The sequence below is a fragment of the Trichocoleus sp. ST-U2 genome (assembly GCF_039961875.1).
In the GTDB taxonomy this organism is placed as follows: domain Bacteria; phylum Cyanobacteriota; class Cyanobacteriia; order Cyanobacteriales; family FACHB-T130; genus FACHB-T130.
In genome coordinates this window covers 62,311-81,128 of the sequence record NZ_JAMPJY010000013.1, presented here as the reverse complement: position 1 = coordinate 81,128, position 18,818 = coordinate 62,311, and the positions used below count along the sequence as shown (strand labels likewise).

Sequence of the window (18,818 nt, the reverse complement as noted above, 5' to 3'; positions counted from 1 at the left end):
GGTTGGTGAGTATTCTGCTGTAGCCTGCAACAGGGCAGACTTCACTGCCCTGTACAAAAAATAAGCAATTTAACGATAAATGATATAGTTTCTAGCTTTTAGCGCTCTAGACAGAGATTCTAGAGATGAACAAAGGGCACTAGACGCACGTCCTCTAGCTAGCAGTCTTGCTCGCGCAAGTTGCGCCGCTAGTTGTGAAAAAATTTTTGAGAAGCATGGTGTCTGGAAATGGCGGCAGATGAATTGCCGCCCGGATGAAAGGAGGAGTGGAGGGGACTTAACGTGGCAAAGTATGACAGATTTCTCTGGCGGGAAAAAACAACATTAATTGCTCTGGCTGCGGCTGCTAGTAGTTTTATTGCTGGTCTCATGTTGCCAGTAAACCCACAAGGTAGCGATCCAGAAATTCTTCTATCCCCTACTGAAAAAATGGGGCATCACACCCCCGAAAAAAGTGGCATTGATATCCAAGCTTTAAAGGCACAGCGAGATGAGGCATTTGTAAAGGTATTCTCTCGATTGGAACAGGAGGCACAAGACAGACGCCTGATGGTTTCTGTACCTACGCAATTTCAGGGCAAAACCTTTCAGGAAGTAACACTCAGCAGCAAAGAGAAAGTTATCGCCCTGACATTTGATGACGGACCTTGGCCTAAAAGCACGTTGGAAGTGCTGGAAATCCTCAAGAAAAATAACATCAAGGCAACGTTCTTTATGGTGGGGAAGAACGTGAAAAATTTTCCCCATTTGGCGCGTCAAGTTTCCCTGGATGGTCACGCGATCGGCAATCACACTTGGAGCCACCTTTACCATCGCTTCAATGAAACTGGAGCTTCCAGTGAAATTGACCGTACATCCGACATGATTTATCAAACTACAGGCATCAAGACAACTCTATTTCGTCCACCCGGTGGTCATCTTAAAAACGGATTAGCCGCCTACGCCCATAAGAAGAACTACGCGGTTGTGATGTGGTCTTCTGATTCAAGAGATTATAGCCGTCCTTCGGTGCCATTATTCATCAAGCACGCGCTAACTGGAATCACACCAGGCGGAATTGTCCTGATGCACGACGGCGGAGGCAATCGAGACCATACGGTGCGGGCTTTACCCCAACTAATCACCGAATACAAAAAGCGTGGCTACAGGTTTGTTACTGTGCCAGAACTGATGGAGATGCAAGACAAAGAAGTTAAGTTGGCAGCCGCTGCTAAACGAGTTCCTCCAAAAGTTCAATCGGCTGTTCCAAAACCTGAATAAGGGAAGAGAATATTTCCTCTTTTCAGGCACGATACAGAGGTGGCTGGTGATTGGGAAAAAGTTTTAAGTTTTGAGTGGTGAGTCTTGAATTAAAGAAATTTATTTTCACTCATCAATCATCACTTTCATTACTGCTGACCTGTACGATGTAGCGGCATTTATAGAATTTATAGAGAAAATTTCTTCTCTATGATGCTGGTAAGGGGAACCCGATAGTTCCCCTTCACTTTTTAGTGCTTACTGCACCGAGCTAAGCACCTTTTCTGGTGTTGCTTCAGGATTGGCTTCTGGAGAATCAGCCTCGGAAGGAGGCACAACTTGCCAAAATTTGGCTAGAGACTCAGCCCAGTTGGCTAAAATATCTTTCGCTTTCTGGCTACCTGTACGTTCGGCGTGCAGCTCAATCAGCTCTTTGAGTTGTTGCTCACCGGCAGGTGTCCTGACTCGTTGCAGCTTGACAATTTCTGGGTTTACCTTCGATGTAAAGCTGCCATCCTCATCGAGGAAGTAAGCTAAACCCCCGGTCATCCCCGCGCCCACATTGCGTCCGACTCTGCCCAAGACGACAATCGCGCCGCCAGTCATGTATTCGCAACAGTGGTCGCCTGCACCTTCGATCACCGCCATGCCCTTAGAATTGCGAACGGCAAAGCGCTCACCGGCTTGACCATTGGCAAGCATAATGCCGCCTGTGGCACCGTAGAGACAGGTGTTGCCGACAATCACGTTCTGGGCTGGATCGTAGGTGGCTGACTGGGGCGGCTTGATGACAATTTCGCCACCATGCATCCCCTTGGCTACGTAATCATTTGCCTCACCTTCCAGGTTGAGGGTGATGCCAGGGAGGTTGAAGGCACCAAAACTTTGACCCACACTGCCTTGGAAGTTGAGGGTAAGACTGCCACTCCAGCCGGTGTTTCCATATTGAGACGCGATCACTCCCGCAATTCTTGCCCCAACCGTCCGGTCTGTATTTACTACGGTTACAGCTTTGGTCACGCTCGACTGATTTGCGATCGCATCCTTAACTTCCGGGTCGTTGAGCAATTGATCGTCCAAAACCGAGCCATTGCTATGAACGGCCTCGTGAACCAACCAGGAACGGTCTTCGCGGGTATCGGGAAGACGGGTCAGGCAATCTAGATTCAGCGCCTGTGTCTTGGTGAGTTTCGTTGGGCGCACCTTCAAGAGGTCGGCTCGACCAATGATGTCGTTGAGCGACCGATATCCCAACCGTGCCAAGAGACTCCGCACTTCTTCTGCCGCAAAGTAGAAGAAGTTGACGACGTGTTCTGGCATTCCGGGGAAGCGCTTCCGCAAGTTTTCTTGCTGAGAAGCTACGCCTACAGGGCAGTTATTGGTATGACAAATCCGCGCCATAATGCAGCCTTCGGCAATCATAGCAATTGAGCCGAAACCGTATTCTTCTCCGCCCATTAAAGCGGCAATAACGACATCCCAGCCACTCTTAAAGCCACCGTCTACTCGCAGAATCACGCGATCGCGCAAGCTGTTTTCCATGAGGACGCGATGCACTTCGGTTAACCCCAGTTCCCAAGGGCTTCCGGCGTGTTTAATCGACGACAGCGGAGAAGCGCCCGTACCCCCATCGTGACCGGATATCTGGATAATATCGGCATTTGCTTTGGCGACCCCAGCCGCGATGGTACCGATGCCAACTTCTGCTACCAGCTTCACCGATACTCCCGCTTTCGGGTTAATTTGGTGCAAGTCAAAAATTAACTGCGCCAAATCTTCAATGGAATAGATATCGTGGTGCGGCGGCGGCGAAATCAACGTCACCCCAGGCTTGGAACGGCGCAGCATGGCGATGTAAGGGCTAACTTTTGTCCCCGGTAGCTGACCGCCTTCTCCCGGCTTGGCACCTTGAGCGATTTTGATTTCAATTTGCTTGGCGCTCATCAGGTACTCAGGGGTGACGCCAAAGCGACCGCTAGCAACCTGCTTAATCGAAGAAGAAGCCGTATCCCCATTCCTTAACCCTTTCAGATGTGGCAATACCTGGGAATGACCCATTTCATCGACATCATCGAGGACTTTGTAACGAACTGGGTCTTCGCCGCCTTCACCAGAGTTGGATTTACCGCCGATGCGGTTCATGGCGATCGCGAGGGTTTCGTGCGCTTCCCGCGACAATGCCCCTAGAGACATCCCACCTGTAGCGAAACGCTTGAAAATTTCCTCGACTGGCTCTACTTCTGCCAGTGGAATGGGGGCGCGATCGCTTTCTAGATCCAGCAAATCTCTGAGCGCCGTTACGGGTCGCCCTTGCAAGTGCTTTTGATAAACTTCGTAGTGGTCGTACTGCGGATTCTTCACCGCCTGATGCAGCGACTTGGCAACTTCTGGGCTGTTCATGTGGTACTCGCCCCCCGGACGGTACTGCACAAAGCCACAGTTCTCCAGCTTTTTGCGCGGCACTTCTGGGAACGCCGCCGAATGGAAGGACATCACTTCTTGGGCAAGTTCTGCTACGCTCAAGCCACCGAGGCGCGACGCCGTCCCCGCAAAGCCGAGCTTCAGTAAATCTCCTCCAATGCCAATTGCCTCAAAAATTTGTGCCCCTTGATAGCTAGACAGCAGAGAAATCCCCATTTTTGAGAGAATTTTCAACAACCCAGCTTCTACGGCTTTGCAGTAATTTTTTTGAGCCTGCTCTAAGCTAATACTCTTGATTCTGCCCCGCTGCATCATATTTTGGGTTTTGCTATCGCTCCACCAATGACGCACGGTTTCCAGAGATAGATAAGGACAAACCGCAGAAGCACCGTAGCCAATTAGACAAGCAAAGTGGTGGGTACTCCAGCACTGAGCGGTATCGACAATTAGAGATGCCCTCGTCCGCAGACCCTGCTGGATCAAGTGGTGGTGTACTGCCCCTACAGCTAAGAGCGGTGGAATATAGCTAGATTCAGCGCTGATACCACTGGCGATGCGATCGCTTAGAATGATTATTTCTTTCCCAGCACGGACGGCTTGAGCCGCTGCTTCGCATAAGCTTCTAACCGCTGCCTCTAGCCCTTCTGGCCCTTTCTCAATTTCAAACAGCGTTGAGAACTGCTCTGTCTCGAAAGAAGAAGCGCAGATTTGCTCTAGTTGTGCTTCATTCAGAACCGGAGACTCTAACTTCAGCAACCGGGCATACTCTGGTTTCACTTCCAAGAGATTTCCCCGCTTACCCAGAGAAACCGATAGCGACATCACCATGCCTTCGCGCAGGGGGTCAATTGGCGGATTTGTCACCTGGGCGAAGCGCTGCTTGAAATAGTCATAAAGCAAATGCGGCTTTTCTGACAGCACTGCGAGGGGAATGTCATCTCCCATGCAAAATGTCGGTTCTTTTCCAGAAGACGCCATTTCCTCAATGATCATTTCCACATCTTCAGTGGTGTAGCCAAAGGCAATTTGCTGGCGCAGCAAGGTTTGATTATCCAGCTTTGGTTCTGGTGCAAAAGGCTCCGCTGCTAGATTTTGTCGGTGAGACGCTAGCCACTCTCCATAAGGATGGGTAGCCGCAATCCGTTCCTTAATCTCCCAATTTTTTTGAACTTCGTGGGTTTCCAGGTCAACGGCGATCATTTGACCTGGCCCCAAGCGACCTTTTTCCAGAATCTCTGCTTCGGGCAAATCGACTACACCGGCTTCGGAAGCGACGACGACGTAGCCATCCCGCGTGATGCTGTATCGAGCCGGTCGCAGACCGTTGCGGTCGAGGGTCGCCCCTACTTTTTTCCCGTCGCTGAATACTAGCAGTGCTGGGCCATCCCAAGGTTCCTGAAGCCCGTTGTAATATTCATAAAAATTAACAATTTCTGGACGCTCCAACAATTCCGGCTGATTTTGGTACGCCTCTGGCACCATAATCGTCAAGGCTTCCAGAGGACTCCGACCCGTGCGTACCAGTAACTCTAGTACGTTATCAAGAGTTGCCGAGTCGCTATTATCGAGATGAACGAGTGGCTTGAGGTCGTTGATGCGTTCTCCCCAAAGCGGGTGCTTCAGCTCTGCCTCTCGTGCCATCATCCAGTTAATATTTCCCAACAGCGTATTAATCTCGCCGTTGTGCCCCAAAAGCCGCATTGGTTGGGCTAGAGGCCATTTGGGCAGGGTGTTGGTGCTGAAGCGGCGGTGATAGACCGCAAAGGCGCTCTTATAAACTGGATTTTTTAAATCTGTATAAAATTCTCCCAGCACGGCGGAGCGCACCATGCCCTTATAAACGATGGTGCGGCTAGAGAACGAACAGACGTAAAAATCTTCCGACCATTCTAAATCGAGGTCGCTATTGGCTTTGAGTGCCTTGCCGATACGGCAGCGAGCCAAATACAACTTTCGTTCCAGTTCATCGCCCTGTAAATGGGTCGAGGTACAGATCAGCTGCTCGATTCGTGGCTGGTTCTCTTTTGCCTGTATCCCCAGCACCTGGGGCTGTACTGGCACCTCTCGCCATCCCAAGACAGTTAATTCTTCCTGTTCGAGAGTTTTCCGAACAATGTCCTTGGCTCTGCTGGCAGCTTCGGTATCTTGGGGTAAAAATACCATTGCCACCCCTGTCTGCTGAGTCGGGGGCATTTCTATGCTTTGAGTTGCCAACCATTCACCCAACAGTTCCCACGGAATGGCGGTCATCAAACCGGCTCCATCCCCAGAATCCTGGTCAGCACTACAACCGCCCCGGTGTTCCAGACAAGCCAGGGCAGATAAAGACTTCTCGACTAATTCATGCTCTGGCGTTCCCTGCGGATTGGCGATGAAGCCGACGCCGCAGGCATCGCGTTCCTCTACCAACCATCGCGGGCCAGGAGAGGTTTCTGCCCCCTTTAGCGTTCCCTGTAATTGATGATTATCATTCACACTCCTGTTCTCCATGAGCTGATCCACGTTTTTCCTTTACTTACTGATACAAATTTCCCGTTCTCAGGTTGCTAACCCTGTGGCAAGACTTTACTAAACAACAGGATTAAAAATTGTCAAACGATGACAAAACTCGTCGTCAATGTATTTAAACACTCATTTCAGTCTTCTCTCGCCGAGACTAGGTGATGCCTCCAAAGCCTGACTTATCTAGATACTTATCTAGATATAGATGCCATTTGACTATGAAGGCTGCAACTGAATGACATTACTACTTTTTCTGCTTTTTTGCGCTAGAGCCAAGGGTGACAAAACTGGTTGTCAGAGCGATCGCTTCCCGCAAGGTGCTGCTAAGAACCTCGTTCTAACCCGATTCCTATCCCAGCAGCCTGCAAGAGTGACGGATTAGACATCTTATCATTTTTTAATGACGCCTAATATAAATCCCCGACGCTGGTCAAGGGACTGGTAAGCGACCCCAAGACATAGAGCCAGGACAAACAAATTGTAGGGGCTATCGTCAACACCAAGTCTAGACTGGGCTATGTTTTTAGCCGCTACTTTGAGAGCGAATGCTTCGCCCTATTGAGTTGTTGAATAAAGCGTCTTGCCGAACCCTGCGGTTATGCTTTTTATTATGAAGCTAAAAAAGCAGGCTTGAGAAGATAAAGTCATTGTTTTTTGATAGTTGTGCTGCTGACGCGCTGAGTTATTTTAGAAGTCGTGACTCTGTAGACACGCATCCAGCGCTATCCAGGTGTATGGCAAATACGCCCCTACAGAAGAGCCGCCCTATTTTTATTGATGTTGTCGAATGATCAGGAGAACGACGTCACAGAGTGAGACGTTCGATGGTGTGGCGGGCATAATTGCCCCCGGTCGCCTAATCGCTTTCTCGCTCCCGTCCATTATTGCCCTCTCAGTTTACATGGCGACTTCTTCCCCGGTCGGAAGCACTAAAGAGCCAGTGTTAAAGGCACGGGAGAGCGAAGAAAAGAGCCAGATAGCACCACCGACTGCCAAGCAGATACCTGTAGCCCCCCACAAGCTCCCCCCCAAAGGATTACAGTTTTATGCCGCTCTCAGCAGGCCCAACAAGTTGCCCAGTCAAGCGTTGCCTGTTGCAGCTCCCACTGGGAAGCTTCAAAAATTACCGGCACCGGAATTGCCCCTAACCACACAGGCGTTGGTGCCTTCAGCATCGCCTCAGATTTCTCGGTTGGGTTATCAAGTTTCTATCAACGGGCGCACCTTGCCAGCCACTTGGAGTCAGTGGCGGGTAGGAGAGTCTGTCCGTACCGGAATTAGCGACGCCGGAATGAGTCAAACATTGGGGGTAGAGCTTTTAAATACTGGAGATGTCACCACACAGCCGGTACAGTGGTTTTCCCAACCGGCAACAGAGCCGCTAAGGTTGGCGACGCAGGCAGTGGGGTCGTATCGCTATCTAGATATTACTGATTTCGCCCAGAGAGCCGGTTGGAAGATGGAGGTAAAGGGCACCAAGCTCTTGATTTCCTCTAAGCCAGCGCAAGTGGCAGATATTCAACCAGCACTGCAACCGAGGGGTTCGCGCATGACGATCGAGATCGATCGTCCGACGCCGTGGCAAGTGAGAAAAGAGGGTGAAGAATTAGTCGTCACAATGGATGCAGTGGCTACTCCCGCTCTCCTCCAGCGTTTTTCTTCCGCTCCAGTACCGCTGCTACAGGCTCCGAAGCAAGGGAAGGTCGCAGAGAAGGACAGGGAAACAGAAGGAGAGATTCCCTCGATAGTTCCACTTCCCCATCGCTCGAAATTACCGACTCCAGTGGTGGAATCAATTCAGAACCAAACCCAAATCCGTATCAACATTCCAGCCGGTCTGTCTCCTCGCTTTTCCTCCCTACCCAACCCGAATCGATTGGTTATCGATTTTCTACCAGAGGCGATGGTAGAGCGAGATATTCTTTGGGCGAAAGGAATCCGCTGGAAACAGCAGTATGTGAGTTTGGGTTCTTCCCGATTTCCGGTGGTCGGACTGATATTGAATCCCCGTCTTCAGGGGGATGTCAACTTGCCCTTTTTTAAAATGAAACCGATCTGGAGCCATCCTTCCAAGATGGTGGGAGTCGCTCCCCTGAGCGAGACAGCCCAGATGTGGCACGCCTCGGCGGCAGTCAACGGGGGCTTTTTTAATCGCAAGAACCAGCTACCTTTAGGCGCAATTCGGCGGGATGGGCGCTGGTTATCCGGGCCGATTCTGAATCGAGGCGCGATCGCCTGGAATGATACGGGAGCAGTAAAAATTGGGCGTCTGGCACTCCAAGAAACTTTAATGACCGCAACGGGTGCGCGGTTGCCAATTCTTTTCCTCAACAGTGGCTACGTCAAGGCAGGCATTTCCCGCTATACCCCGGAGTGGGGAGCAACCTACACGCCTCTCATTGATGATGAAATCATTGCCGTTGTTCAGAACAACCAAGTCACGAGCCTTCTACCCGGAGGGATTGCAGGGAAAACTGCATTTCCCATTCCCCGCAATGGTTTCTTACTCACCCTACGCGCCAACCGAGGACCAGCCAGTTCTCTCCCGCTTGGTACGAAAGTATGGGTAGAGGGAGCTACTGTCCCTGCTGACTTTAACCGCTACCCGCACATTGTTGGTGCTGGTCCCCTTTTGTTGCAAAATCGGCAAATTGTGCTGAATGCCAAAGGCGAGCAATTTAGCGACGCTTTCGATAAGCAAGCCGCAATTCGCAGTGCAATTGGAACGACCGCAGACGGCAACCTAATGATTGTTGCCGTTCACAATCGCGTTGGTGGAACTGGGCCTACCTTGAGAGAAATGGCTGCCCTGATGCAAAAAATGGGTATCATTGACGCCCTCAACCTCGACGGGGGCAGCTCTACCAGCCTCTACTTAGGGGGGCAGCTCCTAGATCGCCCTCCCTCCAGTGCCGCCCGCGTTCACAACGGTCTTGGTATCTTCTTCCAGCCCACCCGGTAGTCGCTGATTTAGGATTTTTTTACGATTTAGCCAATTTGTCAACCGTTAAAACTTCTATGAAGACTTGATGTAGATTGCGAGGATTCAGTAGTTTACGGTTACAACAGCCTGGTTTGATTTGCTATGTTTGGCAAAGATTCCCTCAATGTGTCAGCGATCGCTCACTACAATTGTCCATTCTCAAAATGTATTCACCATGCTGACAAAGCAACGGTTTTAAGGAGAAACATCAATGGCTCAGGCGCAAGAAATTTCTCAAACTTCTGCCTTCCCTTTACCCAGTTCGATAGCCACCAACGGAATTGCTGCAACGGAATTGCGCCCTTGGGGTTCTTTCACGATTCTGGAAGAAGGGCGAGGCTACAAAATCAAGCGCATTGAAGTAAAGCCTGGTCACCGGCTCAGCCTGCAAATGCACTACCACCGTAGCGAACACTGGATCGTGGTTTCAGGCACAGCGAAGGTTGTTTGTGGCGAGCAAGAACTGACTCTTAGCAGTAATCAATCGACCTATGTTCCTCAATGCCATACTCATCGCCTAGAGAATCCTGGTGTCATTCCTCTGGTATTAATCGAGGTTCAGAATGGGGAATATTTAGGAGAAGATGACATTGTTCGTTTTCAAGATGACTACTCCCGCAGTCAGCAAAAAAAGTAGGCTAGGGTTCAAAGTTGGGTAGCTCGACGAGCGACTACCCGATTTCAGTATTTTTTTGAAATCAAATTTTCTAGGGCGTGCTTCCATAATCAGGTGGGAGTCGCCCTAAATTGTTTCCAAAGGGTATGCGATCGCGCCGAAGTCCTAATTCTATCTTTCATTCATTTGTTGCATTTCCACGGCTCTTGTCATTCCCGGACAAGCCAGGAGTCATCTAAAGCGAGACGAGTGTTTCTACTCAGTGAGACTTGTGAAACTGGACAAGTTTCCTGATTTCTCTTGCAGGGGTAGCGGTTGGGCGTTAAAACATCTAAGGCTGGCAAGCAAAACCAGAGCCTTGGGGACTAATCTAGAATAACTGCCAGAACACTGCATCTACCTCATGCTGGGAAAAACGCTCAGTGGTCGCTACCAAATCATCAAACACTTGGGAGGCGGGGGGTTTGGACAAACTTACCTTGCCGAAGATCAGCAGCTACCGGGCAATCCACAATGTGTCGTTAAGCAACTCAAACCCAAGGCTAACGATTCATTAACGTTGGAGGTAGCTAGACGTTTATTCGATCGGGAAGTTCAAGTCCTCTATCGCTTAGGGAATCACAATCAAATTCCTCAACTTTTAGCTCATTTTGAGGAGGAGCAAGAGTTTTATTTAGTACAAGAATTCATCGAAGGGCACGAACTCAAGCAAGAATTACCCGTTGGGAAGCAACTGAGAGAGGACTTCGTCATTGTTCTTTTACAAGACCTCTTAGAAGTCTTAGCGTTTGTCCATCAGCAAGATGTCATCCACCGGGATATTAAACCGTCAAACTTAATTAGGCGCAAGCAGGATGGCAAATTAGTCTTGATTGATTTTGGAGCCGTTAAAGAAGTTGGCACTGAGACAGTCAGTTCTTCAGGAGAGACAACTTTAACGGTGGTAATTGGTTCCCCCGGTTATATGGCAAACGAACAACTCAGCGGTAAACCCCGATTCAGTAGCGATATTTATGCTGTAGGGATGCTGGGAATTCAAGCCCTTACCGGATTACCGCCATCTCAACTGCCAGAAGACTCCAGAAACAGTGAAATTTTATGGCGCGATCGCCTGCCGGTCGGGACGCGGTATACCGTGCCCCTACTAGATGTTTTAGACAAGATGGTGCGCTATGACTACCGCCAACGCTACCAAACAGCAATAGAAGCGTTGCAGGCGCTCCAGCAGCTCAATACTGACTTAGTAACGCAGCCGATGACACCCCCTCCTTATAACGTCAGGTCATCACCTACTGCTTCTTTGCTACCCGTCACGCAGACGCTGTCGATTCAAATCTCATCAGCAAGGCAACCGACAAGCCAAAATTCTTCTGTGGCGACATCGGTTATTCAGGAAGCACCACCAAAGTCTGAAGAAGAAGGGATTTCTACTATCCAAAACAAGGCTCCTGTACTCATCAGAATTGGTGCAGGTATTGCTACGGCTCTATTTCTGACAGTCGGAATTTTCTATTTTCAAAGACCTCATACCATTGGAGAAAAACCACAAGAAATTGCTTTAGTCAACACCCTCCCCGGTCATGCAGGCGGCGTTACATCGATTGCAATTAGCCCGGATGGTCAGTTCCTTGTCAGTAGCAGTCTCGACCAGACGATTAAGATTAGAAACGTCCGCAGCAAAGAAATCATTCACACGCTGACCGGGCATTCAGGATATGTTTATTCTGTTGCCATCAGTTCGGATGGTCAGACCCTGGTGAGTGGGAGTGCCGATAAAACAATTAAGGTGTGGAACCTGCAAACAGGGGAACTGCTTCGCACCCTGAGGGGGCATTTAGGAAATGTGTATTCCGTTGCGATTAGCCGAGATGGACGAACCCTTGTTAGCGGGAGTCAGGACAAGACCATCAAGGTGTGGAACTTGCAAACAGGTGAATTGGTGCGATCGCTGATCGGGATCAAAGAAGGGCTAGATGAGGGCGTTCGGAATGTTGCCATTAGTCCAGATGGACAAACGCTGGTCAGTAGTAACGTTTATGACATCAATGTGTGGAATTTGGAAACGGGCGAACTGCGCCGCACCTTTGGGGGACATATCGAGGCAGTGAGGGCGATCGCGATTAGCTCGAATGGTGAAACCCTAGCCAGTGGCAGTCCAGATGGAACTACAAAATTATGGAATTTACAAACAGGCAAACTGCTGAATACGTTTCCTCATGGATCTCGATTGCCAAATGGCTCTTTTTCTGGAGGAGTGTATGCGGTTGCCCTCAGTCCAGATGGTCAGATGCTCTTTAGTGGCAGTGGTACTAAGGAAAACAGCCTAAAATTGTGGAATCGGCGGACTGGAGAATTGATTCGCACCCTGACGGGACATTCCAACACGATTTTCGCAATTGCGATTAGTCCGGATGGGCAGACGATTTACAGTAGTAGCCTGGATGGAACCATTAAGGTTTGGAGCGTGCCTTAAAGCTAGAAGCTTGGGGAAATAAGGGTAGAGAATCAGGGCTGAGGAAACAAGAGGGCGAAAAGCGATCGCGCTCATGCGAAGCGAGGCGTTAGCCTAGCGCTGACTTGTCAGTTCGCGTACTCTGTGGATTTCCCGATTCCCAAGGCTAAACTATCAGACAACTACACTGTACAAATGTCATGCTGGGAAAAACGCTCAGTGGTCGCTATTACATCGTCAAACACTTGGGACGCGGGGGTTTTGGTCAAACTTACCTGGCTGAAGATCGGCAGCTACCCAGAAATCCACTGTGTGTTGTTAAGCAACTTAAACCCCAAGCTACCGACCCCTTAACTTTACAAGTATCACAGCGTTTATTCGATCGAGAAGCCCAAGTCCTCTACAAGCTGGGAAAACACGATCAAATTCCCCAACTTTTGGCTCATTTTGAACAAGAGCAAGAGTTCTATTTAGTACAAGAATTTATCGAAGGGCATGAACTCAAGCAAGAGTTACCTGTTGGTAAGCATCTGAGTGAAAATCAGGTAATGACCCTCTGTGGAGACATTTTAAAAATATTAGAATTTGTTCATCAGCAAGAGGTCATTCATCGCGATATCAAACCTTCAAATTTAATTAGGCGCAAACAAGATGGAAAGATCGTTTTAATTGACTTTGGGGCAGTTAAACAAGTTAGCGCTCAAAAAACTAACTCTGAAAGGAATACTACTTTAACGGTTGCGATTGGTTCGCCCGGTTACATGGCGAACGAACAACTCGGTGGCAAACCGCGATTTTGCAGCGATATATATGCAGTGGGAATGATTGGTATCCAAGCAATTACAGGAATACCACCCAGCCAGTTACCAGAAGATCCGACAACCAGCGAGATGATTTGGCGGGATAAGGTACAAGTCAGCCAGCCGTTCGCAGATGTTTTAGACAAAATGGTGCGCTATGACCACCGTCAACGCTACCAAACAGCAACAGAAGCTTTGCAAGCACTTCAATGGGTTAATTCCCAAATGTCAACGGGGGCTTATCATGTGCCACCCACACAAACCCTAACGCCTCGAGCAGCCACGACTCAACCAATTGTCACTTCTACACTATTACCTCAAACCGACCCATCTCAGCCACAAACAATCCAGGATGCTGTTGCTGAGTTATCAACATCCTCGGTCGATACACCCATGAGCAATGCTGGTGTTGCGACTCCAAATAAACCTCATTGGCTGATCGGAATTGGAGTCGGTCTTGCCACTGCTTTCGCGCTAACAGCGGGGATTTACTACTTTCCGAAACAAAATAATTCATCACCCTTATTACAAATTGCAAATAGTCCATCACAGTCGTTGCAAAAACTCAATAATTCTTGGGATCGGGTAGAAAATATTGCTTTAGCCAATACTTTTATTGGAAATTCAAAAAATGTTTATTCGGTTGCGATTAGCCCGGATGGTCAAACCCTCGCAAGCGGTGGTGATGACAACACTATCAAGCTGTGGAATTTAGGGACGAGACAACAACTGCAAACCCTCAAAGGTCATTCAGACTGGGTTTATTCCCTTGCCTTCAGCCCTGATGGGCAGAAGATAGCAAGTAGTAGTGGTGACGGAACCATTAAAGTGTGGAATTTGCACTCTGGGCAACTACTGCAAACCCTCAAATCAGGGCCTGAAGACCGGGTTTTTTCGATTGCGATTAGCCCAGATGGACAAACTCTCGCTAGTGGGAGTAAGGATCAGACAATCAAGCTGTGGAATTTGGGCACGGGGCAACTGAAAACTACTCTCAAGGGTCATTCAGGCTTTATTTTATCGGTTGCGATCGCTCAAAATGGACAAACCCTTGTCAGTGGCAGCGATGACAAAACAATCAAAGTGTGGAATCTGTCCACAGGTACCCTGATTAGCACCGTCTCCGAGCCTTCAGACAATGGTGTTCCTGCTGTCGCCATTAGCCCAGATGGTCGGATTCTCGCCACTAGCAACATTTCTGACAAAATTTATCTATGGAATCTGCAAGAGCTTTTGAAGGGTTGTAAAGGCGCACAGCCATGTAGCCCTACACGGACTATCTTTGCCCATAAAGACTATGTTAATTCGGTTGCTTTCAGTCCCGATGGGCAGACTCTCGCGAGTGGAAGTCGGGACAAGACAATCAAGCTGTGGAATCCACAAACAGGAGAGCTAAAAAGCCCGATTTCTAACCATTCAGGCGCTGTTAATTCTGTTACTTTTAGTCCTGATGGGAAAACCCTGGTCAGCAATGGTGAGGAGGGGAAAATCGAGGTTTGGCAATCGTCGCCCTAAAAGATTGAGGATCTTGGGATAATTTTTCTAGAAAACCTAGAAAGCGATCGCCCTGAAACATTCACCACTTTTCTTGCAGTTTTTCTAAATCCTGGATAGTCAGACTCATGGGAACCTCCTTCTGCACCGAGCTGAGGCTACGGCTATCGTATCCTCAATCGCTAGACCTACAATTTGCCAAAATGGGATTGTGAACCATTCAACGAAACAATTGACTCAGCGCCCTATTTATCTCGATTGCCATGCAACGACACCTCTTGATGAGCGGGTGTTAGCGGCAATGCTGCCTTACTTTACCGAGCATTTTGGCAACCCTGCCAGTATTACCCATGTCTATGGCTGGGAAGCGGAAGCTGCTGTCAAACAAGCCAGAGCAATTTTGGCAGACGCGATCAATGCCACACCAGAAGAAATTGTCTTTACCAGCGGTGCGACGGAGGCAAATAATTTAGCAATTAAGGGCGTCGCGGAAGCTTATTTTCAAAAAGGACGCCACATTATTACTGTAGAGACGGAACATAATGCGGTTCTCGATCCTTGTGATTATTTGCGATCACTTGGTTTTGAGGTGACTTTCCTCCCCGTGCAAAGCGATGGACTTATTGATTTAACCCAGTTAGAGAAAGCGATTCGTCCGGACACGATTTTAGTTTCGGTGATGGCGGCGAATAACGAAATTGGAGTTATACAGCCGTTAGCAGAGATTGGGGCAATTTGTCGCCAGCATCAGGTTCTTTTCCATACTGATGCTGCCCAAGCAATTGCCAAAATTCCCCTAGATGTAGCGGCGATGAACATTGATTTGATGTCAATGACTGCCCATAAAGTCTATGGCCCTAAAGGAATCGGCGCTCTTTACGTCCGACGCCGCAACCCTAGAGTCCAAATGGCACCCCAAATGCATGGAGGCGGTCATGAGCGGGGGATGCGCTCTGGTACTCTTTATACACCGCAAATTGTTGGGTTTGCCAAGGCAGTAGAACTGGGACTCACGGAAATGGAATCGCAGACGCAACGCCTCGTCCAGTTGCGGGAACGCCTATGGCAGCAACTAAGCGGTTTGACAGGGATTCATTTAAATGGACATCCCACCCAGCGACTACCCGGAAACCTTAATATTAGTGTCGAGGGTGTAGATGGAGCAGCGCTATTACTGGGATTGCAACCAGTGGTGGCAGTGTCTTCTGGATCGGCTTGTACCTCTGTCAAAGTGTCTCCCTCTCACGTCCTGACGGCGCTAGGACGCTCGGAACTGTTGGCTTATGCGTCGGTACGGTTTGGGATTGGACGGCAGAATACTGCGGAGGAGATCGATCGAGTCGCACAGCACGCGATCGCGACGATTTCCAGTCTGCGTAGACAAGCTTCGATTGTCGGTTAAGCAACCAAATCTGCAAACTTAGGCTGAGAAAGTTCTGGCTAACGCCACTGCCAATCTAAGTTACGTCCGATCGGCGTAACAGCGCGATATAATACATCACAATAGAAGCAATTGCGGATCGAGGCTCCATCGGGTTGCCCCTCGTGTGAACCTGTCATGGTGGCGCTCGCGCAGCTAGCTTTTCTTTGAGACTTTCTGTTCATTCTTGGCAAAGTCCAGCGTTCAACCTTTTTGAAAAAGGATGGCACTGGCAACTTAAATTCATCGGGGAAGAGTTGACCCAGCTTGTCGGTTACTGATTCCAGTGACTATGGGCGATCGCACCTTTATTCTCTCTAGGTAGGGGCGGGTTTAGAATCTATCCCTGCTGTCATTGAACCAGAAGGTAAAACAAAACCGGCCCGTACAGAGTTGTTTCAGGCTGACACTGTTATTTTTTTTGAGCAAAAGTGAGAGTCACCTCGAAAGGATGAAGGATGTGGGGCGTAGACCGAAGGTCTTCTCGAAGAGCCGCTCTTCGTTGTACCTCGAAGGGTACGGAAGGATAAATGAATACATTCCATTCCGCCTTCTGCCAGTGAGCAACTTCCGCCTGTCTGTTGTGCTATCAGCTTGCTGCAAATTTTGAGGAAATTGAATGCCAAAGCAAATTATCATCGCAGAGCAGCATCGAATCGCTGCCGTATTTTGGGAAGATCAAATTCAAGAACTCGTCGTTGCGACTGGCAACCATCAAGTTGGAGACATTTATCTGGGCGTTGTCGAAAATGTCTTACCTGGGATAGATGCTGCCTTTGTAAACATTGGAGATACAGAGCGAAATGGCTTTATTCATGTTACTGACTTGGGTCCGTTGCGGCTAAAACGCTCTGCCGGTGCGATAACAGAACTGCTGACACCCCAGCAGAAAGTATTGGTACAAGTGATGAAAGAGCCGACGGGCAACAAAGGCCCCCGGCTTACCGGAAACGTCAGTTTACCCGGACGCTATGTAGTGTTGATGCCCTTCGGACGGGGTGTAAGCCTGTCTCGGCAAATCAAGAGTGAGAGCGAACGCAACCGCCTAAGAGCGTTAGCGGTTCTGATTAAACCCGCAGGTATGGGGCTGATCGTGCGGACAGAAGCAGAAGGACGCTCGGAAGAAGCCATCATTGAAGATTTAGAGTCTCTGCAAAAACAGTGGGAGGCAATTCAGCAAGAGGTAAACTCCACCAGGGCACCAGCGCTGTTGAATCGAGACGATGATTTCATTCAGCGCGTCCTGCGAGATATGTACAGTGCGGAAGTCAATCGCATTGTGGTAGATTCCCACACGGGAGTCAAACGAGTTAAGCAATACTTACTTAGCTGGAGCGGAGGGCGATCGCCTGAAGGGGTTTTGATCGACCATCACCGCGAGCGTCTCCCGATTTTAGAATACTTCCGCGTCAATGCTGCCATTCGAGAAGCCCTCAAGCCTAGAGTTGATCTTCCTTCCGGTGGCTACATTATCATTCAGCCGACGGAAGCATTGACGGTCATAGATGTCAACTCCGGTTCCTTTACCCGCTCTGCAACAGCCCGCGAAACCGTCCTCTGGACTAACAGCGAGGCAGCAACGGAAATTGCCCGCCAACTGCGGCTTCGGAATATCGCCGGTGTGATTATTGTTGACTTTATTGACATGGATCAGCGGCGAGACCAGCTGCAAGTGCTGGAACACTTTAACAAAGCACTGAAAGTAGATAAAGCAAGACCGCAGATTGCTCAACTCTCAGAACTCGGCTTAGTAGAACTGACCCGCAAGCGCCAAGGTCAAAATATTTACGAATTGTTTAGTCAGGCGTGCCCGACCTGCGGCGGCTTGGGGCATCAAGTTCGCCTTCCGGGTGAGCCTGCCCGAAATGGCGGGGAAATTGCCGAGCATTCTGTGCCAGTGCCTGTAAGGGAAGTCCGGACGGCACCTTATCGAAACGAACGAAACGAACGAAACGAACTTGGCGTCCGGGAAATGCCCCTCCCAGACATCCGTGAAAGTCGCAGCGAAGCCTTAGATTTAGCTGTTGATGATGATGATGATGATGACGCAATGGATTTGATGCATCATCCCAGTTATCAGGAACGGGGAGGAGTCAATAACAATAATCGCCGTCGTCGTCGCCGCCGTATCGGCGAACCTCCTGCAAGAGAGGAAATCACTAAAAATCCCGTTCGAGTCTCGACTTCTCCGCCACTGGTGAATCATTTCAGACAGAGTCCGGTGGCAGAACCAGAAGTATCCAGAGACACCGAGGCATTTACAGCAGCGCCATTGCCCGTTTTACCCGCTGTGGAAGAAGGTCGTCGGGCGTCAAGACCGGAGCGTCCTAAGCCTTCCAGGCAGGAAGTTGAACCGCCGGAGATTGTTTCGATTGAAATGACCCCAGAGCAACAAGATATCTATGCTTTAATGGGAATTTCTCCGTTGGTACTCCTTAATCGGCAGGTCAAAAATCCTAAATCAGCGATTGTTTCTGTCACCTTACCCGGAGAGTCTGCCCAAACTGCACCTGCACCGTCTGTAGAACCAAGCAGGGAAGCTGTCAGCGTCATAGATAACATCATAGATAGGGATATTCCTGGCGTAGAGTCCGCGCTTGACGAGAAATTCTCTTATATATCCTCCGCCTACGAGGAAGATGAGATGAGAGATGGGGGAGATGAGACAACGGACGAGGAACCACCAACTCAGTTGGTGATGCCTGTGGTGATGTCCGAACCAGAAGCCCCTAGGGAAGAAGACACTGTGGAGAGTGCTTCTTCTGCATCCTCTAATGAAGCCGAAAGTAGCCCCGTGATAAACCGGCGGCGTCGTCGTCGGTCTTCTGCAACGGAGGCTTCTGAAGGCTGAAGGATGTTAGCGAAGCGGCGCTAATGCGCCGGATGAAGGA

8 protein-coding genes are annotated in these 18,818 nt (G+C 49.4%); 7 read left to right on the top strand and 1 reads right to left on the bottom strand.

Features of this window, described 5'->3' with window-relative positions; genetic code table 11:
• The first annotated feature begins 282 nt into the window (after window positions 1–282).
• Window positions 283–1,260, top strand: coding sequence for a polysaccharide deacetylase family protein (locus tag NC996_RS11345; protein WP_339380555.1), 978 nt, complete (start codon window positions 283–285; stop codon window positions 1,258–1,260).
• A 237-nt stretch (window positions 1,261–1,497) separates the two neighbouring features.
• Here the strand turns inward: NC996_RS11345 and NC996_RS11340 are convergent, their stop codons facing one another.
• The gene (locus tag NC996_RS11340; protein ID WP_190690302.1) at window positions 1,498–6,150 is read right to left on the bottom strand and encodes a glutamate synthase-related protein; all 4,653 of its coding nucleotides are present in this window, start codon (window positions 6,148–6,150) and stop codon (window positions 1,498–1,500) included.
• Window positions 6,151–6,949: 799 nt separating this feature from the next.
• Here NC996_RS11340 and NC996_RS11335 point away from each other — a divergent pair.
• From NC996_RS11335 to NC996_RS11310, 6 genes are all read left to right on the top strand, one after another.
• A complete protein-coding gene (locus tag NC996_RS11335; protein WP_242037725.1) occupies window positions 6,950–9,124 on the top strand; it encodes a phosphodiester glycosidase family protein in 2,175 nt (724 codons plus the stop codon).
• A 232-nt stretch (window positions 9,125–9,356) separates the two neighbouring features.
• Window positions 9,357–9,782: a phosphomannose isomerase type II C-terminal cupin domain gene (locus NC996_RS11330; RefSeq protein WP_190415385.1), complete on the top strand. Its 426-nt coding sequence runs from the start codon at window positions 9,357–9,359 to the stop codon at window positions 9,780–9,782.
• Between the two features lie 382 nt (window positions 9,783–10,164).
• The gene (locus NC996_RS11325; RefSeq protein ID WP_190690296.1) at window positions 10,165–12,234 is read left to right on the top strand and encodes a serine/threonine-protein kinase; all 2,070 of its coding nucleotides are present in this window, start codon (window positions 10,165–10,167) and stop codon (window positions 12,232–12,234) included.
• Window positions 12,235–12,413: 179 nt separating this feature from the next.
• Entirely contained in the window at window positions 12,414–14,528 is a 2,115-nt protein-coding gene (locus NC996_RS11320; RefSeq protein ID WP_190690292.1) for a serine/threonine-protein kinase, read from the top strand.
• A 211-nt stretch (window positions 14,529–14,739) separates the two neighbouring features.
• A complete protein-coding gene (locus NC996_RS11315; RefSeq protein WP_190674181.1) occupies window positions 14,740–15,909 on the top strand; it encodes an IscS subfamily cysteine desulfurase in 1,170 nt (389 codons plus the stop codon).
• A gap of 637 nt (window positions 15,910–16,546) precedes the next feature.
• The gene (locus tag NC996_RS11310) at window positions 16,547–18,778 is read left to right on the top strand and encodes an Rne/Rng family ribonuclease (RefSeq protein WP_190690289.1); all 2,232 of its coding nucleotides are present in this window, start codon (window positions 16,547–16,549) and stop codon (window positions 18,776–18,778) included.
• The last annotated feature ends 40 nt before the right edge of the window (window positions 18,779–18,818 follow it).